This window comes from Pseudoalteromonas sp. S4492 (genome assembly GCF_005886115.1).
Classification (GTDB): Bacteria; Pseudomonadota; Gammaproteobacteria; order Enterobacterales; family Alteromonadaceae; genus Pseudoalteromonas; species Pseudoalteromonas gelatinilytica.
In genome coordinates this window covers 176874-202716 of sequence record NZ_PNCP01000036.1, presented here as the reverse complement: position 1 = coordinate 202716, position 25843 = coordinate 176874, and the positions used below count along the sequence as shown (strand labels likewise).

21 protein-coding genes and 1 riboswitch are annotated in these 25843 nt (G+C 39.1%); of the genes, 11 read left to right on the top strand and 10 right to left on the bottom strand.

Annotated elements, in window-relative coordinates:
• Position 1: 1 nt before the first annotated feature.
• Positions 2-1276: an MksB family condensin complex protein gene (locus CWC28_RS11490; RefSeq protein WP_063705786.1), complete on the bottom strand. Its 1275-nt coding sequence runs from the start codon at positions 1274-1276 to the stop codon at positions 2-4.
• 148 nt (positions 1277-1424) lie between these two features.
• On the opposite strand from CWC28_RS11490, the gene nhaD reads away from it, so the two are divergent.
• Both nhaD and lysC read left to right on the top strand, forming a co-directional pair.
• Complete coding sequence (nhaD, locus tag CWC28_RS11485; protein WP_063705784.1) at positions 1425-2675, top strand: sodium:proton antiporter NhaD; 1251 nt, start codon at positions 1425-1427, stop codon at positions 2673-2675.
• An 88-nt stretch (positions 2676-2763) separates the two neighbouring features.
• Positions 2764-2936: riboswitch (Lysine riboswitch) on the top strand.
• An 81-nt stretch (positions 2937-3017) separates the two neighbouring features.
• On the top strand, positions 3018-4397 hold the full coding sequence (lysC, locus tag CWC28_RS11480; RefSeq protein ID WP_138625177.1) for a lysine-sensitive aspartokinase 3: 1380 nt from the start codon (positions 3018-3020) through the stop codon (positions 4395-4397).
• Here lysC and CWC28_RS11475 read toward each other — a convergent pair.
• Positions 4374-5111, bottom strand: coding sequence for a 4'-phosphopantetheinyl transferase family protein (locus CWC28_RS11475; protein ID WP_063705780.1), 738 nt, complete (start codon positions 5109-5111; stop codon positions 4374-4376). The two genes, lysC and CWC28_RS11475, sit on opposite strands and share 24 nt — an antisense overlap.
• Positions 5112-5258: 147 nt before the next feature.
• Here CWC28_RS11475 and CWC28_RS11470 point away from each other — a divergent pair, with 147 nt between their 5' ends.
• The 3 genes from CWC28_RS11470 to CWC28_RS11460 all read left to right on the top strand — a co-directional run bounded on the left by CWC28_RS11470 (position 5259) and on the right by CWC28_RS11460 (position 7633).
• On the top strand, positions 5259-6584 hold the full coding sequence (locus CWC28_RS11470; protein WP_063705778.1) for a sodium-dependent transporter: 1326 nt from the start codon (positions 5259-5261) through the stop codon (positions 6582-6584).
• A gap of 211 nt (positions 6585-6795) precedes the next feature.
• Positions 6796-7302 (top strand): hypothetical protein, encoded by a 507-nt coding sequence (locus tag CWC28_RS11465; RefSeq protein WP_063705776.1) that lies wholly within the window; start codon positions 6796-6798, stop codon positions 7300-7302.
• 4 nt (positions 7303-7306) lie between these two features.
• Positions 7307-7633 carry a hypothetical protein gene (locus CWC28_RS11460; protein ID WP_063705774.1) on the top strand — a complete coding sequence of 109 codons (327 nt, stop codon included), beginning with the start codon at positions 7307-7309 and terminating at the stop codon, positions 7631-7633.
• Between the two features lie 60 nt (positions 7634-7693).
• Here CWC28_RS11460 and CWC28_RS11455 read toward each other — a convergent pair whose 3' ends face one another.
• Both CWC28_RS11455 and CWC28_RS11450 read right to left on the bottom strand, forming a co-directional pair.
• Positions 7694-8677 carry a 2-hydroxyacid dehydrogenase gene (locus tag CWC28_RS11455; RefSeq protein ID WP_063706187.1) on the bottom strand — a complete coding sequence of 328 codons (984 nt, stop codon included), beginning with the start codon at positions 8675-8677 and terminating at the stop codon, positions 7694-7696.
• Complete coding sequence (locus CWC28_RS11450; protein ID WP_063705772.1) at positions 8643-9158, bottom strand: glutathione peroxidase; 516 nt, start codon at positions 9156-9158, stop codon at positions 8643-8645. Before CWC28_RS11450 ends, CWC28_RS11455 begins: the two co-directional genes overlap by 35 nt.
• A 114-nt stretch (positions 9159-9272) precedes the next feature.
• Between CWC28_RS11450 and CWC28_RS11445 the strand changes: the two genes are divergently transcribed.
• A complete protein-coding gene (locus CWC28_RS11445) occupies positions 9273-10154 on the top strand; it encodes an NAD(P)-dependent oxidoreductase (RefSeq protein WP_063705770.1) in 882 nt (293 codons plus the stop codon).
• Positions 10155-10193: 39 nt separating this feature from the next.
• Here CWC28_RS11445 and sbcB read toward each other — a convergent pair whose 3' ends face one another.
• Positions 10194-11639, bottom strand: a complete 1446-nt coding sequence (gene sbcB, locus CWC28_RS11440) for an exodeoxyribonuclease I (protein ID WP_063705768.1) — start codon at positions 11637-11639, stop codon at positions 10194-10196.
• Between the two features lie 264 nt (positions 11640-11903).
• Between sbcB and CWC28_RS21940 the strand changes: the two genes are divergently transcribed.
• From CWC28_RS21940 to CWC28_RS11430, 3 genes are all read left to right on the top strand, one after another.
• Entirely contained in the window at positions 11904-12080 is a 177-nt protein-coding gene (locus tag CWC28_RS21940; RefSeq protein ID WP_156503651.1) for a hypothetical protein, read from the top strand.
• Between the two features lie 88 nt (positions 12081-12168).
• Positions 12169-12756, top strand: coding sequence for a hypothetical protein (locus CWC28_RS11435; protein ID WP_063705766.1), 588 nt, complete (start codon positions 12169-12171; stop codon positions 12754-12756).
• A gap of 113 nt (positions 12757-12869) precedes the next feature.
• On the top strand, positions 12870-13250 hold the full coding sequence (locus tag CWC28_RS11430; RefSeq protein ID WP_063705764.1) for a hypothetical protein: 381 nt from the start codon (positions 12870-12872) through the stop codon (positions 13248-13250).
• Positions 13251-13262: 12 nt separating this feature from the next.
• On the opposite strand, the gene CWC28_RS11425 is transcribed toward CWC28_RS11430, so the two are convergent.
• Entirely contained in the window at positions 13263-13682 is a 420-nt protein-coding gene (locus tag CWC28_RS11425; RefSeq protein WP_063705762.1) for a hypothetical protein, read from the bottom strand.
• 83 nt (positions 13683-13765) lie between these two features.
• Positions 13766-14707, bottom strand: a complete 942-nt coding sequence (locus tag CWC28_RS11420; protein WP_063705760.1) for a sodium-dependent bicarbonate transport family permease — start codon at positions 14705-14707, stop codon at positions 13766-13768.
• 109 nt (positions 14708-14816) lie between these two features.
• Between CWC28_RS11420 and CWC28_RS11415 the strand changes: the two genes are divergently transcribed.
• On the top strand, positions 14817-15767 hold the full coding sequence (locus CWC28_RS11415) for a LysR family transcriptional regulator (protein WP_138625176.1): 951 nt from the start codon (positions 14817-14819) through the stop codon (positions 15765-15767).
• A 17-nt stretch (positions 15768-15784) separates the two neighbouring features.
• Here CWC28_RS11415 and CWC28_RS11410 read toward each other — a convergent pair whose 3' ends face one another.
• From CWC28_RS11410 to CWC28_RS11400, 3 genes are all read right to left on the bottom strand, one after another.
• Positions 15785-16927 carry a GGDEF domain-containing protein gene (locus CWC28_RS11410; RefSeq protein WP_063705756.1) on the bottom strand — a complete coding sequence of 381 codons (1143 nt, stop codon included), beginning with the start codon at positions 16925-16927 and terminating at the stop codon, positions 15785-15787.
• A gap of 81 nt (positions 16928-17008) precedes the next feature.
• Positions 17009-17902, bottom strand: coding sequence for a TIGR01777 family oxidoreductase (locus CWC28_RS11405; protein ID WP_063705754.1), 894 nt, complete (start codon positions 17900-17902; stop codon positions 17009-17011).
• 90 nt (positions 17903-17992) lie between these two features.
• Positions 17993-19291: a diguanylate cyclase domain-containing protein gene (locus CWC28_RS11400; protein ID WP_138625175.1), complete on the bottom strand. Its 1299-nt coding sequence runs from the start codon at positions 19289-19291 to the stop codon at positions 17993-17995.
• Positions 19292-19670: 379 nt separating this feature from the next.
• Between CWC28_RS11400 and CWC28_RS11395 the strand changes: the two genes are divergently transcribed.
• Positions 19671-25805 carry a M4 family metallopeptidase gene (locus CWC28_RS11395; RefSeq protein WP_249324968.1) on the top strand — a complete coding sequence of 2045 codons (6135 nt, stop codon included), beginning with the start codon at positions 19671-19673 and terminating at the stop codon, positions 25803-25805.
• Positions 25806-25843 lie beyond the last annotated feature (38 nt).

Genomic DNA, 25843 nt, shown 5'->3' with positions numbered 1-25843 from the left:
GTTATTGCTCTGTTGCTTTTTTATCGTCAGCAATCGATGAGTTAAATGGGTAAAGAGAGAAGTGTTGCTGGGCAATTTTTATTTTTACTTTCTCTTGGCTTTGGCTGATTTCAAGGTCGCCATCGCTAATCAATTTTTGATACAAGAACAGCATTTCGTCAGCCTCAAGATCTGGGTAGCTTTCATCTAAGAAACTAAGCAGCGGCTGAGCTTTTTTGCTGGCTTTTTTAAAGCGTTTTCTAAATTGTGTTTTAACATCGTTGTAATCAGGAATATGCGGGCTTTGATAGGCGGGCACATCATCATGTTCAGGAAGCTGATATTCATCGTGCTCAAAGTCAACTAAGCCTGCCATATAGGCCACGATATGACGTTGCTGACCAAGTGAAAAACGTTGTGCGTCTGAAACAAAGTTAGGCTGTACTGCACTTAACATGTTATCGACGCCATTTTTACGCACTAAACCAAGCACTTTAGCCGCTTGGCGAGTAATTAGGTTGTTACGGCGTAACTCTTCCCGTAGCGGCATCAGCATATCGGCGCTTTTACGTAAACTTTCACGACCAACTAAATGCATTTCTAAAATACGGGTACGTAATTGTTCAAGCATGCGCTTGTCTTGATATGACTTACCTAGGCGATCAATTTGCTCTATTTGCGTGCTAATTTGCGCTTCGATGGTATTAAAGCAAGCGTGGAAGTCACCACGAATATCCACCATTTCAAGCATAGGCTCAATGTATTCATCGAATGCTTCAATTACTGCTTGATAGCGTTTTTGCAGTGATTGTACCGCGTTATCAGCTTTTGCTTGCTCAACAATATTTAAAATCGCGTTTTCATTGTGGGCAAACAATTTCATTATTTTGCGTACCCGATCATCCATAATACGGCTGAAGCGACGAAGCTCATCGTAATCTTCAATTTCACCCGCTTTAGCAAGGCGATTACCAAGGCGAGCTAAATCATCAACAAGCACACTAATTTCTTGGGCAAGACCTAGGTGTTCTTCTTGTAGTAAAAAAGTCGCAAAATCGGCGATTGCACGGTTAATTTCTAACTGCGATGATTTTGCCAGTGGAATGATAATATCTTGATTCAATAAACGATTTGTTTCTTTATAAATGCGTTCATTTGACCAGGAAGGTTGTTTTTGTTTTATCGCATTTTGTACGTCTTTTAAGCTGAAATCAGCCATCTTAAAACGTTTAAATAGCAGTTCTAACACCCCCCAATGTTCAGTAAGGGTATTTAATAACTTTTTAGCTGGGATCATAAAGCTCCAGTAAATTCAGACTTTGGTGTTAGCGATTAGTAGTAAATTATGTAATTGAGAATAGTTTTATGCTTTCTATGCTGCTAGAATCCGCGCCGAAACACTCGACTTACAATTTTTACATTTTTATAAAGGTTGTTCAAACACCATGGTAACCCCACTTATCCTAACCCTGATAGCGGTGGCATTTTTGCTTATCGTTATAGAGGATATTATCCATGTAAACAAGGCCAAAACGACGCTTTTTTTTGGCACTTTATGCTGGATTATCTTATTTATCTCTCCAATTCATGGGCAAAGCCCAGAAACCATACAACACCAACTGGATCACAACATTTTAGAGATCGCGACTTTGTGGCTATTTTTAATGGCTGCAATGACCTTTGTAGCGTATTTAAACTCTAAAGGCTTTATCCAGAATATTGTTCATAAAATTATGCCAAATCAAATCAGTGAACGAAAGCTGATGTTTCTGATTGGTGGCTTTGCATTTTTATTCTCATCAATATCAGACAACATAACCGCGACTTTAATCTCGCTTGCTGTGGTGATGTCGCTGAAATTAGATCCTAAAAAATTAATAAAATATGCAACCTTAATTGTATTTAGTGTTAACTCGGGTGGGGTATCGCTGATCACCGGTGATGTTACGACCTTGATGATTTTCTTAGATGAAAAAGTGACGATAGGACACCTGTTGTTGTTGATTGTCCCTGCGCTTTCAAGTGTGGCACTGTTAGCAGCGATGCTATCGGTGGGTATGTCGGGTAATGTAGTATTTGAAAAACAAACCGCGCGTCGAATTGAAAAAACAGATATAACCATTGCGGTTATCTTCTTCTCGACGATTATTGCCACGTTAACTTTAAGCGTACTTTACAGTGTACCACCGCTATTAACCTTTTTATTTGGTTTATCACTGATGTTTTTGGTTGCACAATTCTTAATGCGCAAAAAAGACGTTAACAAAAAAATCATCGATTATATACGTGAAATTGAATACGACACCTTATTGTTCTTCGTTGGTGTGTTATTGCTGGTTGGCGCATTAAAAGAAGTTGGCATGCTTGCTAAATTTACTCACTTATATGAGTTGATGGCACCGGAATATGCCAACTACTTGATGGGGCTATTATCAGCAGCGGTAGATAACGTACCTCTGACTGCAGCACTTTTAAAAGCTGATATTGTGATGAGCCCTCAGCAATGGCTGTCGTTTACTTACGCAACTGGGGTAGGTGGCTCAATGCTTATAATCGGCTCTGCGGCAGGTATTATTGCCATGAGTAAGGTTAAGGCACTGACCTTTATGAGCTATCTTAAAATGTCGGTTTATTTATTAATTGCTTATACCGTTGGTTATTACGGTTCGCACTTAGCGGGCAGTTTAATTTCATAAAACAACTTGACAGCTAGACGTCTAAACGTTAACTTTCGAAGCCTGCTTTTAACTGCAGGCTTTGTTATTTTAACCAGGTGTTAACTTAACATTCAGAAGAGGTGCGATACTTAGGTAATTAATGTGAGGTGACGAACGCCGATGACCATTAATGAGGGAAGTACTCGCCGAGAAAATTAACCGGACGTCACGGTTATTTTTCGGTTTATGGGGCTGAATCCTCAAAACTGTCACCAAACTAGGTGGAGAGCTTCTGGCATGGACTACTCTTTATTTTCAAAGCACCCCCTTGCCGAGTTCTTCTTGAATTACTGTGGATAGTTTTCCACAAAAGGAGACGACATGAATACCCAATTAGCCGCCAACACAAAATCAGATTACGTTGTTGCAAAATTTGGTGGCACCAGTGTAGCTAACTTTGATGCTATGAGCCGCTGTGCAGAAATCGTTTGTGCTGATAATCAAGTACGTATAGTTGCTGTGAGTGCCAGTGCGGGCGTGACAAACCATTTAGTTGCATTGTGTAAACGTGATTTGAGCGCGGCTGAGCGTGATGAACATATTACTGGCGTAGTCGCCATACAAGAAGCAATCTTGGCAGAGCTGTCGCTTGATGCTGATTTAGCACATGGCTTTAATGAAACGCTTAAGGCTTTTCAAAATCTAGCGTCAGAAGGCGCAAAGTCAGTAGCTGAGCAAGATGAGCTACTGAGCTTTGGTGAGCGTTTATCATCGTATTTGTTTACTCAAGTGTTACGTGGCCAAGGTCTTGATGCGGTGCGTTTTGATGTTCGCAAAGTGCTAAAAACAGATAGCCAATTTGCTAAAGCTACCCCAAATGTTGCAGCAACCGCTGCGGCAGCTAAAGAGCATTTAGTACCGCTACTTGATGATCAGGTTGTGGTAACCCAAGGCTTTATTGGTAGCAATGAACACAATCAAACGACTACTTTAGGCCGTGGTGGTTCAGATTACAGTGCTGCATTACTCGCTGAAGCAATTAACGCAAAAAGCGTGCATATTTGGACCGATGTAGTCGGTATTTTCAGTACTGATCCGCGTTTATGCGCTAAAGCAAGCCCAATTGCACGCTTAAGCTTTGATGAAGCGGCAGAAATGGCAACGTTTGGTGCAAAAGTACTGCATCCTGCTACTATTTTACCGGCAAGCCGTAGCCACATTAGTGTGTTTGTTGGTTCAAGCCGTGAGCCGCAATTAGGTGGTACATGGATTGAAAAAGAAAAGTCTCAGCAACCAGGTATTCGTGCGGTAACACAGCGTAAAAACCAGATTCTATTAACGGTTAAAAGCCCAGAAATGCTCCTTGCGAGCGGTTTCTTAGCCCGTGTATTCACCATTTTAAGCGAATTTAATATTTCGGTTGATTTGGTTACTACTTCTGAGATCAGTGTTGCAATTACGTTGGATAACGCACCGAATGCATCACGTCCAGAGCTTGATCAAGCCTGTTTAGATAAGCTTTCTGAATTTTGTCATGTATCGGTTGAAAATAACTTAACGCTGGTGGCTTTAATTGGTTCTGAAATTCAATTACGTCAGCAAGAAATGAACTTAATGCAGGTATTAAGCGATTTTAATATTCGTTTAATTTGCCACGGTGCAAGTAAACATAACCTGTGCTTCTTAGTTGAACAAAGCGAGTCAGATTATGTAGTTCAGGCTATCCACAGCCGACTATTAGAAAGCCAAGTCGCGGCGTAAGTCACTAAAGTTAATAAAAGAGCACTGCCAGTCAGTGCTTTTTTGTGCCACAACACTTATATCAAAGCCTTCAATAGAGTTGCTACTCGCGCTGAAATCATGTTTGTTCAATTCTTCGAATATATTAGGAGCAAGTAGTTTCGCAATAGGCTGAGCACTTGCTTTGGCAAGCGCTTCTTTTAATGTCCAAATTCTAAAAAAGCACTGTGCCTGTTCATTGGATGTGTCAAAACGGCTAATGAAGTCAACTTCATCGTGATGATAAAAATGCTTGGCGAGTTTGATAAAAGGGCGAGGCTTACTGCTTTGTTCAATATCAAAACCAAATAGCTGCTGTTCTGGGTTAAGAGCTGCGCCAATTAAACCATTTGAATGTGATAAACAGGTCCACACAGGTTCTCTAACCGGGGTATGTAATTTTAGCTTGCTGTCTTTGTCATCAAACTGGCTCGATATTTCACTGAGCGCTAAATCATCATGAGGGTAAGCATGTTGATACAAATACTTTAACGTGAGGCGAGTCGCTAAGTACTCTTGCTTTGCATTAGGCACTTTGCGTTTTTCAAGCACACTTAACTCAAACTCACTAAGTAATTTATCAAGGGGTAAACTTGCAACATCAATACCTGTTGCATCCATAAGCATGATTTTTTTGGCCGTTGTTTGGCACTGCTGTTCAATGATAAGGGTGTTCGAAAAGTAGTGACTGCTCATGGTATAACGCTTACACGGGGCTTGAATTTAGTTTTGTTTATTTTTACAGCAAATGCACTTTTATAGGCACGAACAAACGCAAATAGTTTACGCAGTTGACTGTAATTATGGTTTAATGAGGAAAAATAATAACAGATTTGTAGATGTATGGCACAAGTTCGTGACGGCTTTCAAAGCCGATTAGGTTTCGTTTTAGCAGCTTCTGGCGCGGCGGTAGGTTTAGGTAATATTTGGGGCTTTCCAACACAAGCGGCAAACCATGGCGGCGGTGCATTTTTACTTGTTTATTTCATTGTTATTTTCTTATTAGCGCTTCCAGCTCTTTATACTGAGCTGTACTTAGGCCACCAAGCGCAAGCTAATCCGGTAAAAGCATTATCTAGTGCATGGCAAGACACAGCACCTAAAGTGGGCGCTGCAGCTGGCTATATTGGCCTCTTTGGTGCGATTGTGATGCTGAGCTTTTATTCGATAGTTGCAGGGTGGATGCTCGCTTATGCGCTCGAGCCAGTCGCAAGCTTCTTTGGTTTTACTGAGTTAAGTAACTTTTTGCACAGTGACTCCATGGCGCGCAATTTTGTGTTTACGCCACTGATGCTTATTCTTACTGCGAGTATTATTTTAAAAGGTGTTAAATCAGGTATCGAAACTTGGTCACGCCGCTTGATGCCATTATTGCTAGTGTTATTAGTGGCGTTAATTGCTTATATCGCGACCCTAGATGGTGCGATGGATGGTTTTGCAGCTTACTTAGTGCCAGATTTTAGTCAAATTCTTGATGCCAACTTAATTATTGCGGCAATGGGACAAGCGTTCTTTTCATTGTCGTTAGGTGTTGGTTGTATGATGGTTTACGGCTCATATTTAAAACCAGATGCCAACCTGCCGAAACTTACTGGAACCGTGGCACTGCTAGATACCGGTGTGGCTTTTTTAGCAGGTTTATTGATTATTCCGGCTATTTTTGTTGCTCAACATAACGGTGTAGAGGTATTTAGTGGCGGTAAATTGGTTGGTGAAGGGCAGTTAATCTTTGCGATTTTACCTGAACTGTTTAGCACGATGGGTCAAGTGGGTTTACTCGTTGGCTTATTATTCTTTGTATTAATGTCGATTGCCTCAGTGACATCAACTATTTCATCGACTGAAATTCCAGTAGCATTTTTGGTTGAGAATCACAGTGTAGAGCGCAAAAAAGCGACCTTATTTGTAACCCTAATCGTGTTTATTGCTTCATCACTGATTATCTTAAACTTTGACTGGTTATTTGGTTTAGTCATTATGGTACTTACACAGTACCAATTACCTTTGATGGGGCTGTTCTATTTCATTACTGTTGGCTGGTTATGGCAGCGTGGTAATAAATTGCATCAAGTATCGAGCGGCCCTCATTATTGGTTTGCCCAGTACATTCGCTTTATCTGCCCGTTATTAATGACGGCGGTATTCGTGAACGTGGCGTTGTTGAAATAGAAACTCGAGTTGCTAGTTACAAGTTTCTAGTTTCAAGGTGAAAGAAAAAAGTAAAAGGCGTGGGGTTTAAACCTCACGCCTTTTACTTTAAAGACTTGTATCTGAGTAACTTTAAATTTATGTAAAACCACAGCTGAGTAATTTATAACCTATTGACAAATTAAATGCGAAAATTTACGTTTAAGAAATCTTAATAATTAAGGGACTAATTATGAATATAAATAAGATTATGCTGGTTGCAATTTTTATATTTATTACATCGATTTCTTTTTCAGCTAAAAGTTTAGAAATATTTTTTTCTAACGAACTAAAACTCAATATTAACCCTCATAAAGTTGCCCATAATGGTAATTTAATAATTTTAAAATTTGATGATTTTGTGTTAACACATGAGATAGTTGATCCCAAAAATTTCATACCAACAGTTGATCTTACTGGCAATACTGAAACTTTTATGAGTTCACTTTTTGATATTAAAACTCGACAAGAGCTACCAATTTGGTTAGCTAAACTATCTGAGAGTACGTCTGCTTCATTCAACATTGAGTCAAAAAATACTTACATTGAAGATTTAGGTAAAATCAAACTTTACTCTAGTTATAATGATAATGAAGAGCATGGAGTTATATTGATTTTGAATGGTGGTGAGGTGCATTGGTTTTCAGTGATGGGAGAAAAAAACGATTTTAACAATATCGTCAAATTATTGAAGGAATAGACAAATGGAATTGAATAAAATAGAGCAAGAAAATCTAAAAGCTTTCTTAGCGTCAGTTTATGGTAATCAAGCTCGTAGTTGGGAAATGAATGATGAAGTCTTTAATCAAACCATATATATGCTTCAAGAGTCTAATAAATGCACTGATTTAATGGACTTTGTTCCAAGACCAATGCCTTTGGGAGCAAACCCAATTAGCTATATAAAAAAAACTGCACGCAATATTTTATTACGAAAGCTTAAGAACAGCAAAAATCAATATAAGGTATGTGTATCAACCTCAGCGGCCAAATTTAAGACGAAGTTAGTATTAGCTGGACTCGGCTTTTAGAAACTTAATAAAGCCAAGCCAGTTTAATTTTTTGATAACTGGCTTTAAATTTAATAATGTTTAATTCACTTCGTTAGTTAATGGTAAGCCTTGGCTTATTTCATTAGCACTTTGTAATGTAGTGCAGGCTATTTCGCTAAGTGCTTCTTGGGTGAAGAAGCCTTGGTGGCCTGTGACTAACACATTCGGAAAGCTAATAAGGCGTGAAAAAATATCGTCTTGCATGATTTCTTCACGGTGATCTTTAAAGAATAACTCTGACTCTTGCTCGTATACATCTAGGCCTAGGTGTCCAAGCTTTTTAGACTTAAGTGCTTGAATACATGCTTGGCTATCGAGAAGTGCACCGCGAGAGGTGTTAATCAGCATGACACCGTCTTTCATCCTCTTAAATGCGTTAGCATCAATTAAATGATGGGTGTGCTCGTTGAGCGGGCAGTGCAATGAAATGACATCACTTTGGGTAAGCAATGTGTCTAAATCGCATAGGGTGTAAGGGCCTTCACCAGCCATAGGGTCGCACACGAGCACCTTAGCACCAAAGCCATTTAAGATATTAACCAGTGCTAAACCGATTTTGCCACAGCCTATTATCCCAATAGTTTTTTTAAACAGATTAAAACCGAGTAAACCGTTTAAATCAAAGTTGCCTTCACGTACTCGGTTAAAGGCTTTATGGGTTTTTCGGTTGAGCGTTAGCATGAGTGCAATACAATGCTCTGCTACTGCTTCTGGGCTATATGCAGGGACGCGGCAAACCTTGATGTTATGCTCTTTGGCAGCATCAAGGTCAACATTATTAAAGCCTGCACAGCGTAATAAGATTGCTTTTATACCGACAGCCGCCATATCAGCAATGACGTGTTTGTCGACCGTATCGTTTACAAACACGCACACGGCATCAAAACCTTGGCAAAGGGGTGTGGTATTGCTGTTCAAGGATTGCTCAAAATAACTGAGCGAAACAGACTCAGCGTATTCAGTTAGATTCCTTTCAAAAAACGGTTGCTCATACTTTTGCGCACTGAATAAGGCCAGTTTCATCATTTAAATTACTCTCTATCACCATTTTGAGGGTTTCGGGCTTGGTGCGCGGGGCATATCGCGCAACAAGTTGACCCTCTGAGTTTATAAGAAATTTGGTGAAATTCCATTTAATTGCGCGGTTTTGCGCAATTCCACGGGTATGGCACTTTAAATAATTAAATAAAGGGTGAGCGTCAGGCCCGTTGACTAACACCTTGTTAAAAATAGGAAAGCTGACATCAAAGTGTTGCTGATAAAAGGCTTTAAGTTCATTGCCTTCAAGTGGCTCATTATGGCCAAATTGATTACAGGCAAAACCGAGTACGGTAAATCCTTGCTGTTTATATTCTTGATAGAGTTTTTCAAGGCTTGCCATTTGCACTGAAAAATTACATTTGCTAGCAATATTGACGATAAGCGCTGTTTTTCCTTGTAGCGATTCAAGGCTGAAGTTTTCACCAGATGCAAGCTGGGCATTGAAACGATATATACTATCCATGTTTTACCTGTGTGTTTTTAAACGGTTTAAATGAACTTTTTTTCATTCGCTTTTTAGTTATTCGGTTGAGATAATGAAATTGTTACTAATTTATCACTCAAATAGGTCAGTTTTATGTCAATGAAAGTCGCCTTCATCGGATTAGGTGTAATGGGTTACCCAATGGCGGGTCACCTTGCCAACGCAGGTCACAGTGTGACAGTTTACAACCGCACAACGGCTAAAGCGCAAAAGTGGGTATCAGAATATCAAGGTGAACACGCTGAAACGCCAAGTGAAGCCGCAAAAGGGGCTGATATCGTTTTCATGTGTGTAGGCAATGATGATGATTTACGTTCAGTTGTTTATGGTGAAAATGGTGTGCTGGCAAGCATGCATGAGGGCAGCTATTTAGTTGACCACACTACAACATCAGCTGAAGTGGCACGTGAAGTGGGTGCTCAAGCGAAACTACAAGGCATCGCATTTTTAGATGCACCGGTTTCTGGCGGTCAAGCTGGGGCAGAAAATGGGGTATTAACCGTGATGGTTGGTGGCGACGAAGCTGATTTTAATGTTGTTCAACCTGTCATGGCTGCTTTTAGTCGTTTTAGCCAATTATTAGGTGAAGTAGGCTCTGGTCAACTTTGTAAAATGGTAAATCAAATTTGTATTGCGGGTGTGGTACAAGGCTTGGCTGAGGGGTTACACTTTGCAAAACAAGCAGGCCTTGATGGTGAAAAAGTAATTGAAACCATCTCTAAAGGCGCTGCAGGCTCGTGGCAGATGGAAAACCGCTACAAAACAATGTGGGCTGGCGAATACGAATTTGGTTTTGCTGTTGACTGGATGCGTAAAGATTTAGGCATCGCTTTGGATGAGGCAAAGGCCAACGGCGCAACTTTGCCGATGACGGCAACAGTTGATCAATATTACGCCGATGTACAAGCCTTAGGTGGCGGTCGCTACGACACATCTAGTTTATTAGCGCGTATCGAAGCGTTACATAAAAAGTAATATCCATAAAAAACGCGACAATAATTGTCGCGTTTTTTATTACATGCTTTGTGCGTAATTGTACAACGCTTTTAATATATGCAGATTTTTCTCGTTATCATCATTTTCATGAGCCAGATTTTCAAGGGTGATCATGAAATCTTGGCCACTGATCGACGGGCTATCTTCACCGTGCATTAGCTTGTTTTGGCAATACTGGCGCCATTTTGCCAGTTCATCTTGGCTAAGCGTGTGTGGCCAGTTTCGAGCGCGGTATCTAAATAACAAGGTTGCAAACTTTTTATCATCAAAATCAAGCTGCATTGATGCTAGTTGCTCAGGGCTTGCATCTCGAATAATGGCAAATTTAGCTTTATCAGCATGGCTTGTAAAACCATCATAAAGTTGATAATCAGGGTTAGTGGTTTCGCCATAATCACGCTGCTCGTTAAACACTTCGGTGACTTTGTCGCGAAGTTCTGTGTTGGCTTTTAAAATAGCGAGATTTTGTAGGCACTTTTCGCGGTCAATACCTAAACGGGCTGCGTTCTCTGGTAACAAGGTTTTTGCTGGTGCAAGAATAGGGCACTTGTTTAAATGCACGAGTTTTAAGCCTACCGGTGCTTCGTCTTCGCCAAGGTCGCTGTGTTTTGTGTAAAGACGCGTGCGTAGCTCTTCAACAGATAAATCTAATAGCACTTGCGGATCTTCAGTTAAATTAAAGCAAATAATGGCGTTTTTATTAACTGGGTGAAAGCTCATTGGTGCAATCCAGCTGGTGCAGCCTTGGCTTGCCGGAATTCGTGATGAAGTGTGCACCAATGGTGTCATGTTAAACACATCAACTAAATCAGCCAGTGCTTTTTTAGAGCGTAAGCTAAAGAAGAACTGATACAACTTAGGTTGTTTTTCTTTTATTAATTTTGCCAACGCTATGGTTGCCGTTACATCACTTAATGCATCATGAGCGGCAGCGTGCTCGATGCCATTGGCAACGGTTAAGTGCTCGAGTTTAAAGCTCGGCGTACCATCTTCTTTAAGCGGCCATTCAATACCTTCTGGGCGTAGTGCATAACAGGCACGCACTAAATCAATAATATCCCAGCGGCTATTATTGTTTTTGTATTCACGCTCGTATGGGTCATAAAAGTTACGATATAAGCTGTAACGTGTGACTTCATCATCAAAACGGATGCTGTTATAGCCCGCAACACAGGTGTTAGGTTGGCTAAATTCAGCATGGATCTTTGCCATAAACTCAGCTTCAACTAAGCCTTTTTGCATCGCAACTTGCGGGGTAATACCCGTTATTAAACACGCTTCAGGGTGGGGCAAGTAATCGGCTGCAGGCTTGCAATACTCAATTAACGGCTCACCAATAATATTCAAATCGAGATCGGTACGAATACCTGCAAATTGACTCGGGCGGTCCTTTTGCGGGCTTGCGCCAAATGTTTCGTAGTCGTGCCAATAAATTGTTGGTTGCTGTTGTTCTGGATATGCCATGCATTAAACCTTGCTAAGCGTAGGGCCGCTTTGACTTATTTTTTGAATTAACAGAATTATGGCATAGAGCCTAGCTAGTTTATAGATCTAAACGGTTTGATGCTGTTCAGCGTACGTTTTGCATACGTGGATAGTATAAAAAATGGCCTAACGGTTTAATTTTATGCTTATATAGGGGCTAGTCGTTAGTTTTTACCCAATTTGTATTTTAGTGGCTCGGTATTTGCTAACGAAAACTATCTTTAACAATGAAGGAACAAAAAAATGACTTTATCAGCTTTATTACTATCTACTTTAGCATTCGACGCAGCACCAGTTTCAAGCTTTGATACGACAAAACTTCAAGGCTCTGGTGGAATCGTAATCATTAAAGAAAAGAAAAAGGAAGAGCTACAAGGTTCTGGTGGAATAGTTATTATTAAAGAAAAAAAACCTAACTAAACAATAGACTATTCAAAATAACCAGCTCAAACAGCTGGTTTTTTTTGCCACATAGTAATATCCTAATGCTTGGTATGAAGGGTAAACTATGTTTGAATACTTAGCAGAATTATACAACAAGGCATTATTGGTCAGTGAAAACAGAGAAGTGTTTTCATATCAAGTACTCATATCATTGTCTTACCTCTTAGCCCTCATACTTTCAATGATACGAGCTGTTAAAGATAAAGAGTTATTTAGTGACTTTTTAACAATAGCTGTTGTCGTCACGAAATACATGCTTACAACATTATTAATGGAATATGCATTGACTTATATTCAAGAAAATCATGCAGTTGATAATGTTCAGAATGTTTACCTTGGTTTAAGCGCTACTTCATTGTTTAGTATGTATGTGCTTGCAAAGCTTCATGAAAAGTTTAGTTATAAGTTCGGTTTGCTATTCTTTTGTGTTATCAAGCTAACAGTTGGCCTTTCTATAGCTCACTTTATTCTTTGGTTTAAGTTTGTTGTGTTAGACATACAAGCTGAACACGCCTACATACACTACATGTATAGCTTTATTGTACTCTACATTAGTATTGTGCTTGCTGTTGTGATGTTGTTTCCTGGTCTTTTGAAAACCAAATTAAAACTATTACTTAGTCCAAGCTGGCCGTTCGGAACAAAAACTTAACATTAATTATTAGATGAATTTCAGTCTCATACTAGCATTTATAATGCTTTTTCCTGATGTATTACGGACCAAGTTTGGGTGTATAGTAACTTTTAGTTTACCGAGGGATCGTAATGCTTGAACTAATTTACATAGCTATTGCCGTTTTAGCCATCTTGCTGATTGCAAGTACGTGGTTGATTGCGCGAAAAAATATCTTTGAAGATCAAATCAGGTCTAAGTCTGTTGAGGTGGTTTGGTGCACGTTACAAGCCGAACATGAAACAGATATCAGCAAAGCAATTAAACTATTTAATAAAGCTGAACAATTGAAGGGCGAAATTGCAACCTTAATGGGCAATTCACCACACGCCGCACATTTTAAATTAGCAGAACCTGCCGGGCTTGATAGCGATAAAATAAAGGAGTTATCGCTTGGGGAGCTGCAGCGATACTACGATAAGCAAAACAATATATCTGACATTTACGAGAAAATGTACAAAGGTAAGAATTAGTAAAAAGCCAGGTTATTTAACCTGGCTTTGTATTTTGAGCTCTTTTGCTATTTGTTTTAGCTGAATATCTGCAAGTTGACTAAGTGCTTCTTGCGTTTGGTTCTCACCTTTAATTAACCCCGCCATTGATAGCTTTTTTATACTCTTAATAATACCGTTACTGACTGCTTGTAATATGGGACCATCAAGTACAGCTGTGGTTTGGTTACTACCATTAAGTAGTGAATCAAAACTAACCTCAGAAGCTTTAGCTAGTTTATCAATTAACTCATAGGGCACAGTTGCAAGCTCAATACTTTGCTCACAAAAGCCAAGTTGTAATGATAAATGTTGCTCTAATTCTAAATTATTTTGCACCTGACAAAGCGTACATAAGCGCATAAAAATATCACTTACATGCTGTTGCTCAGTGCTGAGCGTTTGATTGAACATAGCATGTCCTTGCACTGCTTTTTTATTTATATTAAACGACTTTTTAAAAAATCTCATGCATAAAGTGATAGTTAGCGAATTTTTTAACTCATATACAATGCTATTTGATGATACAAGCCAATTCCTAGTAATACATTGAAAGGAAAGGTTATGCCTAAAGAACATAACATGGCTAAGCCTATGTCAGCATCAGGAATAGCTGCTTTTATAGCGGCTGGAGCTGCAATATAAGAGGCACTTGCAACTAGGCTTGCTAATATCACTACCGATCCCAGCTCGAGTTGCAGGGCAGTACCAACACAGACGCCGATAGCACCTAATAGATTTGGAGTTATAACAGCGAATAACGCTAAACGCCAATGATGCCATGGAATAGGGCGCAGTGTTTGTGCGGCCATTAAACCCATTTCGAGTAAGAATAACGCTAATACAACTTTAAAGCTGCTGGTAAGAAGGCTAGTTACTTGGCTGCCTTGCTGCGTGCCGTACATCATGCCAATAATCACACCACCCACAAGCAAGATCACACTTTTGTTAGTCAGTGTTTCATGCCACAGCGCTTTGAGTGATAGGTTTTGCCCAGAGCCATTTCCTAGACGGCGGTATAGTAATAAGCCAACGATGATGGCAGGTAATTCAAGCATTACTAAATAAAGCGTGACTTCAGCACCTACATTAAGTGAGTTCGATTCGGCATAAGCTAAAGCAACGGCGAATGTACCTGCGCTTACTGAGCCGTAATGCGCGGCAATACTTGCGCTATTAGCAACAGAAAGGTTAAGCAGTTTGTTTAATACCGGATACAGCATTAATGGTATCAAGCCGCCAAGCAGTAACACAGCGCCCATCTCGGGTAGAAGTTGCCAATGCAAATTGCCATGCAGCACCATGCCGCCTTTTAAGCCAATGGTGAGCATTAACAATAGGCTAAGGGTTTCATAGGTTGCTTGCGGAATTTTAAGATCAGAGCGAAGTAATCCGGCTGTGAGCCCTAAAACAAAAAACATTACAACAATATCAGGCACTTTGTTCTCCTCTTGGTTAAAAGCGCCGCTATTCTAGATAAAAATTCACATAGTAAATAATTAAATAAATGATAGTATCTTATAGGTTATTATCTATGGGTTGGTGTTAATGGACTTAAGGCATATTTCTTTTCGCTTACTTGAAGTGTTTATGTGTGTGGTAAAAACGCGCTCAATTAGTGAGACAGCAAGGCAGTTACACTTAACGCAACCAACGGTTTCACAACAAATTAAACGCTTGCAAGAAACAGTGAATGAGCCATTAGTGATGGTTAATCAGCAGCGTATTCATATTACAGAAGCGGGTTTTGCGTTGTTTCAAACTTGCCAGCAGGTGTTTGGTCATTTTGATGATTATCAGGATTACTTAGCTGAGCTCAGAGGTGGGGAGCGCGGGCGCTGTAAAATAGCCATGGTTAACACCGCACAATATATCTTGCCCAAATTGCTTGGACCGTACAGTAATTTACATCCTCATGTTGAGCTGCCGCTTGAAATAGGTAATCGTGCCGAGGTGCTTGCTCGATTTGAACGAGGCGAAGATGATATTTATGTATTTAGTCACCCCCCTTCATTAGAGCACGCAAAAGCAGGGCGGTTTTTGCAAAACCCATTAGTGTTTATTGCGCCAATAAACCATCTACTTGCGAGTAAAAGCCATGTCACTTTGCACGACATAGTGAGTGAACGTTTTTTACTTCGAGAGCCAGGCTCTGCTACGCGAATGCTTTTTGAAAGTGAATTACAAAGTAGAGGTTTTGTTTTAAGCAACACAGTACAAATGGCGAGTAACGAGGCAATACGTGTTGCAGTTGGCTCAGGAATGGGGCTCGGTGTTGTTTCTCGCCATGTATTGCCACCCCATGATACGAGCTTTTGCATACTAGATGTAGAGGATGTGAATTTAGCCAGTCATTGGTATTTTGTGGTTCGCACCGATCGCCATTTGTCACATGCGGCGCGCAATTTTTTAAAATTTGCCCAACTTAACTTAGAGCAATGCTTAGATAAACAGTGGGTGACCAATGAGTTAAGTCAGCTAAATAAAAGTTTAAATTAAACTAACAAGCTGTCACGTTAAAATGCCATAGTAACAACTTGATTTCGGCCATTTAATTTTGCTTTGTATAAGCCTTTGTCGGCTTCTGCCAGTAATTCGTTAACATTATTTGTGCCCGATTTATGAGTTATGATGCCAACACTAATTGAAAGCTTTATTGAATGTTGCTGATATTGAAAGCTATCGTTGTGTATTGCTAAACGGATCCGCTCAGATAGGCTTTCGCCTTGGGTCTGACTGGTGCTTGGTAATATTACAGCAAATTCTTCACCGCCGATTCTGGCGACTAAATCGTGTTCGCGAAGCTGGCTTTTAATCTTTTTAGCAACCCATTTGAGTGCTTCATCTCCGGTTTCATGACCATATTGATCATTTACTTTTTTAAAGAAATCGATATCAATCATCAAAGCACAGAGCTCTGTAAGATTACTATTAGCTTGCTCTAAGTAATTATTGCTAATCATTATAAATGATCTGCGATTCAATAATCCTGTAAGCGGGTCACGATTGGCAAGATCGCTTAGTATCTGCTCTGATTCTAAAAACATCATTAATGGCCAAATCATAGCAGTTAGGGTGGTAATTATAATATGGCTTATCAAAATGACCGCGAGAATGTGGCTTAAATCAGTATTAATATCGCCCTTATAATCAGAAACTAAAAGCAAAAATTGTACTAACATAATCAAAGCATGAATTACAAAGCACAGTTTTAGTAAAGCCAGGTGTATGATGCGCTCAACTTGCAGCTTTCTGAGCGCAAATGCAGCGTAGCTAAAGCAAATAGCTATGATAGCCGTGCTGATTATTTGGTTTAATGGGGAGTCATGCACTGGCAGTAATATCAGCATGGATAGGATCAGCACAAAGGCGCAGGCTTTATGGTATTTCCTATCTGACTGACTATAAGCATGGATCCCTAAAATTGCAGCCAAAGGCGCTGAAATAATGAGTAAAGCTGCCAGATAATGGGTAATTAAAGGTAAGTCGATAAAAACACGAAGAGAAGCGGTGATTTGCGCAAATACAAAAAATAAACACGAACTACCCCAATATAAATAGCTCGGCTGTTGCCTTAAAAAATACAAAGACAGTAGAAACGCCCCAATAATCACATTCAATAAAATTGAAATGCTGATTATGGTGGGTAAATGCATCATGATTTTCCCTGAATAATCACTCGACTAAAATCAGATTAATTATTATGTATTAGTTGAGTATTATCAACCCGTACATTGTAACTATAATTTTAGACTTTCTAATGCTGGTTTTAACGTTGGGTAATGGAAGCGGTAATTATGACTAAGTAGTTTATTGGGAAGCACAAATTGACCATGAAGGAGTAGGTCTGACATCTCGCCCATCATCAATTTTAAAACCCAGCTAGGCATACGTAACATGGCAGGACGCGATATCACATGTGCAAGAGTTTGACTAAACTCATTATTATCAACAGGATTTGGCGCAGTGGCATTGACAGGCCCGTGTATATCCTGATGTGAAAGCACAAAAAGGATGAGTTGGATCATGTCGTCAATATGGATCCACGACATTCCTTGTTGACCATGGCCTACTGGTCCACCCAAGCCAAATTTAAAAGCAGGCAGCATTTTACCTAAAGCACCACCTTGCTTAGCTAATACGATACCTGTACGAAGTAGGCATACTCGAGTTTGGTCAGATTGTGCTTTCGTCGCTGCATGCTCCCAATCACGGCAAAGCACATGGCTAAATTCAGGATAAATATCATTAAAGCTTTCATCAATTGGCTGGTTTTCTTGGCGGCCATAAAAGCCAATCGCACTGCCAGAAATAAAGGTATGAGGTGGTGATTCACAGCGGCTAATCGCTTTAGATATCTGTAGGGTAAGATTAATTCTGCTATTTAACAAAGTGCGCTTTTGCGACTCGCTCCAACGTTTGTTGACAATTGGCTCTCCAGCTAGATTAATTACAGCGTCAACCTCTTCAAAATTCACCTCATCGAGTGACTTAACAGTGTGCACTTGATGAGTCAGAATAACAGCAGCTTGAATTGGGTTTCGTGTAAGTACAGTCACCTTGTGATGGTTTAATAAAAAAGGGCACAAATGCCTACCAATAAGACCCGTTCCGCCTGTCAATAAAAGATGCATAGTGTTGCCTTAAGTTAAAAGTGCTGTGTAAATTTTATACATAGTGATGAGGGTTTTTGCAAATATATACGGATAAAGCAGTAATTTAGATTAGTCTTCTTGAGTACTATTCTGGTAAAGATGATAACCATTTTTTGACGCTTGTTTAGCTTGGTACATTGCTTGATCAGCAAGCTTGAGCAGTTTTTGAGGATCTTGACTGTGATCAGGTGCTAGGGCTACACCAATACTAAGTGACACCGTAACTGTGTGTTGTTCGAATATAAAAGGGCTATCAAATCGTTCCATTAAATGGTTGAGCATGGCATTTATGTAGCAACGCTTGGCAATGTTGTGGGCAACAATAACGAATTCATCCCCTCCATAACGGTAAACATCATCATCAGCTCTAACTGATGAAGTAACCCGTTTTGCTGTTTCTTTAAGTACTAGGTCACCGATTAAATGACCATAGTTATCGTTGAGTTGCTTGAATTTATTAATATCAATAAAGATTACAGCCAGTTTGTTATCTTCAGAACAAAGACTAGTAGCGTGTTTTAATGCAGGCTCTAGTTCCGTTCGATTTAAAACACCCGTCAAATGATCGTGACTTACTTGAAAATTTAATTTACTTGCTCGCTTATTAATTATGTTGCTCATACGTATGAAGCGTTTGAAAAGGTAACCTATTTCATCATGAGAATTAATCGTCATCATTTTTGCAGGCATGCCTTTTTCAAGCTGTTTGGTATTTTTTATTAATATTTTCATTGGCTTGAAAAGTTTAGAATTGATATAAAAAGCACAAAATACTAATAAGATAACAATTAATGGGATTTGCAAAGTGACGAACCGGGTAATAAACAACCTATTTCTTTGGTACTCAGCATTTTGCTGTTCTAGCTTGGCTTTCTCAGTATTTTGAAACTGTAGAATATGCCAACGGATTTGGTCCATATACTGTTTACCCTCATCAGTTAACACAATCGCTTTAGCTTCTTCAAGGGCATAAGGTGTGCCTTGCATTACAAGTGTCACTGTTAATGCCAACTCAGCTAATTTTTTGTTAACTAGTTCATCAATTAAAGCAAGCGTATTTTGTTGTTCGGGGTTGCTTAGGGTAAGTCTATTAACAGCCAAGAAATGTTTTTTTACTTGTTCAAGAGCCGAATAGTAGGGTTCTAAATAGTTGAGGTCTTGTGTTAATAAATAACCCCGCTGTCCAGTTTCGGCGTTCGTTATTTGATTGTAGAGCTTTTCTGATTCATCGAGCACATTATGAGTATGGATCACTGCCTCAAGCTTAGCCTGACCTTGTTTATCTAATGCATAAATAATGAAAGTATTGGCTACCACCACACAAAAAATTGTGGATAGCAGAAGGATAAATTTAGCTCTTAGCGACATTGAATGAGTAGGGGACTGTTTCAGTTATTAATAATAAAGTATTGATGGGTATTGAGTATTTTTCCAGTGTGAGTTTTAAGATATGTAGTCGAAATTTTGGTTAAATTATTAATGTGAGCTTAACAAATTGGTGCAGATTGTGTTTATTTTTGGTAATTTAGTCCCGATAATAAGTAAATAATGTATTTAAGGAACTATTATGCATAAGGGATTAATTGCAGGTGCTGCAGTTTTTAGTATGTTTAACGCATACTCTCTTCAAGCTGCAACAGTCGAAAGGGTCAGTCCCCTCAACCAACCACAACTTCAAAACCTGCTGTTAATAAATCAGAATCTTCAAAATAATCAAAAAAAAGGTTCTTATTTTGAAGAGGTAACTTTGCCTCACTTTAACTCGAGTAGTGTGTTAAGAAAAAACTCATCAAATAAAATTTTACAGCAATATTATTCTGGCATTCCAATTTGGGGCCAACAAATTCGTGTTCAAGCGCAGTCACAGCATATGAGTGGCTTTTTTGCGACTGATATCAATGAAACACAATTGCAATTAAGAGCGAATAATCAATTTGATTTAGAGACCGCTGTTTTAGCAGTACTTAAAGCCTCTAAACTGTCACTAGATTCTTCTTATAAGCTCGTAAAATCAGAGCGCTACATTTATGTTAAAAACGATCAAGCTCATTACGCATATTTAATTGAACTTGAAATTTTAAATGCAAAACATGAATCAAGGCCTTCAGCTATTATCAGTGAAAAGACTTATGAAGTGTTTAAAGCGTGGAATAATATCAAGCACACACAGGCGATGGGACCTGGTGGTAATGAGAAAGTTGGCCGTTATGAATATGGCGATGATTATCCCGCATTTGCTGTTTCCCAAGTAGGAGAAACATGTTTTTTAGAAAATGATAAAGTAAAAACTGTTTCGATGGAGTCAGGGAGCGAGCCTTCAACTGCGTTTTCATTCCCATGTGCTCGAAATACTCACAAAGAGGTTAATGGTGCCTATTCGCCTTTAAACGATGCCCATGCATTTGGTACCTCAGTGTTTGATATGTATGAGCAATGGTATAACACGGCACCACTGACTTTTAAGTTATTGTTACGTGTTCACCAAGGTGATGGTTGGGAAAACGCGACGTGGAATGGCTCTGCGATGAGCTTTGGTGATGGTGCTGATAGTTTTTACCCACTAGTTTCTTTAGATATCGTATCTCATGAAGTAAGTCATGGTGTAACTGAGCAAAATTCTAATTTATTTTATTATGACCAATCGGGAGGGATCAATGAGTCTTTCTCAGACATGGCTGGTGAAACTGCTGAATACTTTGTCAGAGGCACTACAGATTGGTTGTCTGGTGCCGACATCACAAAAAATAGAACTGCATTGCGTTATTTTGAAACACCGTCAAATGATGGTATTTCAATAGACCACGCATCACAGTTTTATTCTGGAATTGATGTTCATTACAGTAGTGGTGTATTCAACAGAGCATTTTATTTACTAGCAAATAAGCCAGAGTGGGATCCACGTAAAGCTTTTCAAATTATGCTCTACGCAAACCAAAATTATTGGGTAAATTCAACGGACTTTATCGATGGTGCATGTGGTGCAATAAACAGTGCCATTGATTTAGGTTATGCGGCAAATGATGTTGTTGATGCATTCAATACGGTAGGTGTTGTATGTAATAATATTCAATTCATTGATAATGATAACGATGGAATGGATGACAATTGGGAGTTGTTATATTCACTCGATTCATCAGACCCTACAGATGCCTCAGGTGATCTAGATGAAGATGGATTGACCAACCTAGAAGAATACAGTTTAAATTCTTTGCCAAATGATTCTGATTCAGATGACGATGGTTTAACTGATTACCAAGAACATCATGTGTATCAAACGAGCCTAACTAACCCTGATTCTGATAACGATAAAATGACGGATGGTTGGGAAGTCAATTTCGCCTTAGATCCACTTGATAGTTCAGATGCACAAAGTGATTTAGATAATGATAGCTTCACTAACCTAATTGAATTTTTATTAGGTTCAGACCCAAGTGATGCTGATTCTACGCCAACAATACCTGCAACAATCTCATTTAACTTTAATGACAATCTTGTTCCTGAGAGTTTTAATTTTACAGACCCTTCTACGCCTTGGGAAACTTCACAAATAGATGAAAACTATAGTTTCTCTTTGGCTAATAATGACATTGACGATAGTCAAGCAACTAGTTTTGAATACAGCTTTGTAACAGACCAGACTAAGTATTTAAGCTTTATTTATAAACTTTCTACAGAAGCTGGTTTTGATCATTTGTATGTTTACCTAAACGAGCAATTAATTGTTATTGATTCTGGTATCACCGATTGGCGCTCTTTCGAGCAGGTTATTCCTGTAGGCTTAAATACACTTAAATTCGCTTACATTAAAGATGGTTCTGTATCATCAGGCTTAGATACAGTTTTCATTGATAACATTTATATCAGTAATGAATTTGCTGATAATGATGGTGATTCAATACCCGACTCTTGGGAAGTTGCACACGGACTAGATCCTTCGAATCCAGACGATGCATCATTGGATAATGATAATGACGGTTTGAGTAACCTCAATGAATTTTTAAATCAGGGCGATCCTAATAACCTTGATACAGATGGAGACCAAATTCCAGACGGCTGGGAATATGAGCATGGTCTAAATTTAACAGACTCTACTGATGCAATGCTTGATAGTGACAATGATGGATTTAGTAACTACACCGAGTTTCAGTTACAAACAGACCCACAAGATGCAGCGTCATTTCCAGAGCAATTGAATCTAACTAGTTCATTTGAAGACTATCAACTACCTCAATGGTTTAACCATTCATCAGAGAACAACGCAGATTGGTACATTGATAATAGTTTTGCTACCGATGGTTCGCATAGCATTCGTTCTGGTAAAATCTCAGATAGTCAGATGAGCTCATTCAGTGCTACAGGTGTCTTCGTAGAAGCATACCTTGTATTTGACTATAAAATAGAATCTGAAGAATGTTGCGATTCTTTTGCGCTGAGAATTAATGGTTCAAATAGTGATATTGAGTGGATCGCTGGAACGAAGGAAGGGTCGGTAACTGTTAAAATCCCTGAAGGTATTAACGTTATTGAGTTTTCATATTCAAAAGATGGTTCAATATCTACAGGAGAGGATGCTGTTTGGCTAGATAATTTTAAGTTTATTTCTAAAACGAGCGATGCTGATACAGATAGTGATGGGCTGCCAGATTTTTGGGAAGTTGAAAATGGGCTTAATTTAACTGATGCTAATGATGCATCTTCTGACTACGATAATGACGCATTAACAGCTCTGCAAGAGTATGGTATTGGAACAGATCCTAGACATTCTGATAGTGATGGAGATGAACTTCCTGACGGTTATGAAGTAAATATACTTATGACCTCACCGATTAATGCAAATGTTACTGGTGCTGATTTAGATGAAGATGGTTATACAGACGTACAAGAGTATTATGCACAAAGCTCACCATCAGATTACGCTTCAACACCTTCAGCAATAAATAACCTTTTCGAAAGTTTTGAATATGGTGGGTTACCAAACCGCTTTACGGTGTTAGCAGCAAATAATGTTGACTGGATTTCAAGTGATAGTTGGTCTACAAACGGAGTGAATAGCCTTTCTTTCAATCCTAAGTTTGATGGCGAAGATTATACAGAAGTAAATGCAGGTTTTGCTATTGCTGGTTTGTTTGAGCAGGGTTTTATCACCGTTGACTATAGAGTTAACAAAAATGACCACTTTCAAGTTCAACTGAACAACGAAAATCTCCTTGTTCAATATAGTGAATCTCGTTTACTTATACCTGTCAATGATGGCTTCAACGTCATTAAAATTAATCTAGCTGATGCAGACTTTTACCGTTATGAACCATTTTATATTGATAGAGTCATGTGGATTTCAGAGGTTGATACTCGTTTAGATACCGACAATGATGGCATTCCAGATTTCTGGGAGTATCAATTTGGCTTAAATGTCCTTGACTCATTCGATGCAAGTCAAGATTTAGACAGAGATGGTTTGGCTAACATAACTGAATTTGAAATAGGGTCAAACCCAACAGCTGAAGATACTGATTCAGATGGTGTGGTTGATAGTGAGGATAGTCATCCAGATGATCCAAATTTAGGAGAAAATTTACCACCTGTTTTCTCTGATTTAACACCTGTGACAATTGAAGGTGTCTATGAAAACACATCTATTCCTAGAAGTCTTTATCCTGAGGTTACAGATAACAATAGAGCAGCAGTTGAGGTATACCCTTTATCTAGAACGCTAGTATATGGCGAGAATCAAGTAACTTGGGTCGCTGAAGATATTGCAGGGAATAGCGCAAGAGCTGTGCAAACATTCTTTGTTACTGATACGACGGCTCCAACCATCCGAAACGATGTCGTCGCTATGAACGGCGAATTTACTGAAGAACAATTGTTTGAAACCTTGCTAGAGCAGTTTATTGTTTTTGATAGGGTATCAGGCATCAAAGAAATAACTGTCGGATCAGGGCTAGATATAGAGTTTGAATCAGGGCGTTACTCTTTAGATATTACGGCAAGCGATAATGCTGGTAATACAGCCTCAGGCACAATAAACCTACATATAAATCCTCGTATTGATATTCAGCCTTATACCTATGCTTATCGAAATGCTCTGCCCGTCGTTGCGCTTAATGTAAGAGGTAAACCGCTATATGATTATTTGGGGTTAAATTTAAGTGCTGGAAATTATAGCCATTATGTTGGTGACTACAGTATTGAAGGGATCAAGAATGTAGTCTTCCCAAGTATCGTGGAATCGTCAATCGATTCAATTGAGCTTGAAGTATACGACGGCGGTTATACAGGGGAGTTTAGTAAATCTGAAATAATTCATTTAGATGAAGATGCTCCACGTACTATCACTGCCACTTATAAACAAAATGGTAAGAAAATGGCAAGTTTGGTCAAAGGGAATAGCGCCGAACTTTATATACAAGTATATGGCTTTTCAGATTATGAAAGTTTAGAGCTAAAAGTAACATTATTATCTGCTGAACAAGTCATCAATGAAGTTGACGTGTATATGTATGACACATCAATTTGGAGTGGCTATTTTGGTATTGAAGATGCTTGGCAAGGAGACATTACCTTACAGTATGACATTTTACAAAATGGAGAGTCGGTTCTGACTAAAACTGAGACCGTGCCATTAATTAATAATGTTATCTTTGATGATGAAAGTGCGGACACCGATGGTGATAATATCCCTGATAGCATAGAGTGGATAGGCGACAGTGATGGTGATGGCATTGTTGATTTCTTAGATAATTCAGCAAACACCTCGAAGGGGGTACTCGCATCTGATTCTTATGTACATACGAACAATGTTTTCCATATCATCAGAGCAGGTGACGTTATTCGCACTCACAGTGAGCACTTCATAGAAAATATGAATGTATCTGAAGAGATGTTGCTTGATGCCTTCACCGAGATGAGGGTTGAAGATCCTCACTTCCAATTGAAGAGTGACATGATAAACATTAATGTTGAGCTCGCTCAGCGCACAGAATCAGTAGACCTTGCTTTACCAATGCTTGAAAACGCTTTATTGAGCGATGAGCTACAAGCACGCGTACTAACGTTAAGTGGTTGGAAATCGGTAGAGATAATTGCAAGCAGCGAGTTTAGTTCTGAGTGCAGTAATTGTTCAGTGATTAGGATTGAAGATGGTAGTGAATTTGACTTAGACGGCGTGAAAAATGGTTTTGTTGAGGTTGTCGCAAAACTTGCACAAGAAAGTCTTAATAGCGCACCAACATTATCTCTTATTATTCCAGAAACGATAGAAGAGCTGCATACTTTCGTTCTAGATGCGTCAGGCACATCAGATAGTGACGCAGATGAATTAACGTATCACTGGGCTATTTCGATACCCGAAGTTACTATCGAAAACCAGAATGAAAGTATAGCAATCTTGAAAGTGTCTGAGCTTTTAGAGTCGAAGCAGGGAACAATTTCTTTAACCATTAACGATGGTTACGAGGAATTTGTTCATGAGCAATCTGTTTTATTCATGCATGTAAACCAATTGCCAACAATTGAACTTGCTAATAGTTATACAGTTAATGAGAATGCAGAAGGTGTGATTACTGTTTCTGCGACAGATAAAGAATCACAGTCATTAACTTACAATTGGACGCAAACGCAAGGGCTTCAAGCTGATATTCTTCAATCTACTTCTCAAACGTTAAAATTTAAATCTCCAACTGTCTCAGTGGATTCGTTAATCAGATTCAAAGTAGTTGTTTCGGATGGAGAAGGAACGACAGAACAATCAATAGATGTTACTGTCAAAAATGTAACTACTAGTAGCAATGGTGATAAAACTGAGTCTAGTAGCGGTGGCGTTTTTGTATTTCTAATTGCTCTGTTACCTTTCGTTTATAGAAGGCGAGTATACAGACACTAAAAGAGCTAAGAAAAGCCCCTTTTTAAGGGGCTTTTTAA

Coding starts and splice junctions, on each gene's coding strand:
- CWC28_RS11435 (WP_063705766.1), top strand. CDS start 12,169: ATGTTTGAATACTTAGCAGAATTATACAACAAGGCATTATTGGTCAGT.
- CWC28_RS11400 (WP_138625175.1), bottom strand. CDS start 19,291: ATGTCGCTAAGAGCTAAATTTATCCTTCTGCTATCCACAATTTTTTGT.
- CWC28_RS11475 (WP_063705780.1), bottom strand. CDS start 5,111: ATGAGCAGTCACTACTTTTCGAACACCCTTATCATTGAACAGCAGTGC.
- sbcB (WP_063705768.1), bottom strand. CDS start 11,639: ATGGCATATCCAGAACAACAGCAACCAACAATTTATTGGCACGACTAC.
- CWC28_RS11490 (WP_063705786.1), bottom strand. CDS start 1,276: ATGATCCCAGCTAAAAAGTTATTAAATACCCTTACTGAACATTGGGGG.
- CWC28_RS11425 (WP_063705762.1), bottom strand. CDS start 13,682: ATGTTCAATCAAACGCTCAGCACTGAGCAACAGCATGTAAGTGATATT.
- CWC28_RS11445 (WP_063705770.1), top strand. CDS start 9,273: ATGTCAATGAAAGTCGCCTTCATCGGATTAGGTGTAATGGGTTACCCA.
- CWC28_RS11455 (WP_063706187.1), bottom strand. CDS start 8,677: ATGAAACTGGCCTTATTCAGTGCGCAAAAGTATGAGCAACCGTTTTTT.
- CWC28_RS11465 (WP_063705776.1), top strand. CDS start 6,796: ATGAATATAAATAAGATTATGCTGGTTGCAATTTTTATATTTATTACA.
- nhaD (WP_063705784.1), top strand. CDS start 1,425: ATGGTAACCCCACTTATCCTAACCCTGATAGCGGTGGCATTTTTGCTT.
- CWC28_RS11460 (WP_063705774.1), top strand. CDS start 7,307: ATGGAATTGAATAAAATAGAGCAAGAAAATCTAAAAGCTTTCTTAGCG.
- CWC28_RS11405 (WP_063705754.1), bottom strand. CDS start 17,902: ATGCATCTTTTATTGACAGGCGGAACGGGTCTTATTGGTAGGCATTTG.
- lysC (WP_138625177.1), top strand. CDS start 3,018: ATGAATACCCAATTAGCCGCCAACACAAAATCAGATTACGTTGTTGCA.
- CWC28_RS21940 (WP_156503651.1), top strand. CDS start 11,904: ATGACTTTATCAGCTTTATTACTATCTACTTTAGCATTCGACGCAGCA.
- CWC28_RS11470 (WP_063705778.1), top strand. CDS start 5,259: ATGGCACAAGTTCGTGACGGCTTTCAAAGCCGATTAGGTTTCGTTTTA.
- CWC28_RS11410 (WP_063705756.1), bottom strand. CDS start 16,927: ATGATGCATTTACCCACCATAATCAGCATTTCAATTTTATTGAATGTG.
- CWC28_RS11415 (WP_138625176.1), top strand. CDS start 14,817: ATGGACTTAAGGCATATTTCTTTTCGCTTACTTGAAGTGTTTATGTGT.
- CWC28_RS11450 (WP_063705772.1), bottom strand. CDS start 9,158: ATGGATAGTATATATCGTTTCAATGCCCAGCTTGCATCTGGTGAAAAC.
- CWC28_RS11430 (WP_063705764.1), top strand. CDS start 12,870: ATGCTTGAACTAATTTACATAGCTATTGCCGTTTTAGCCATCTTGCTG.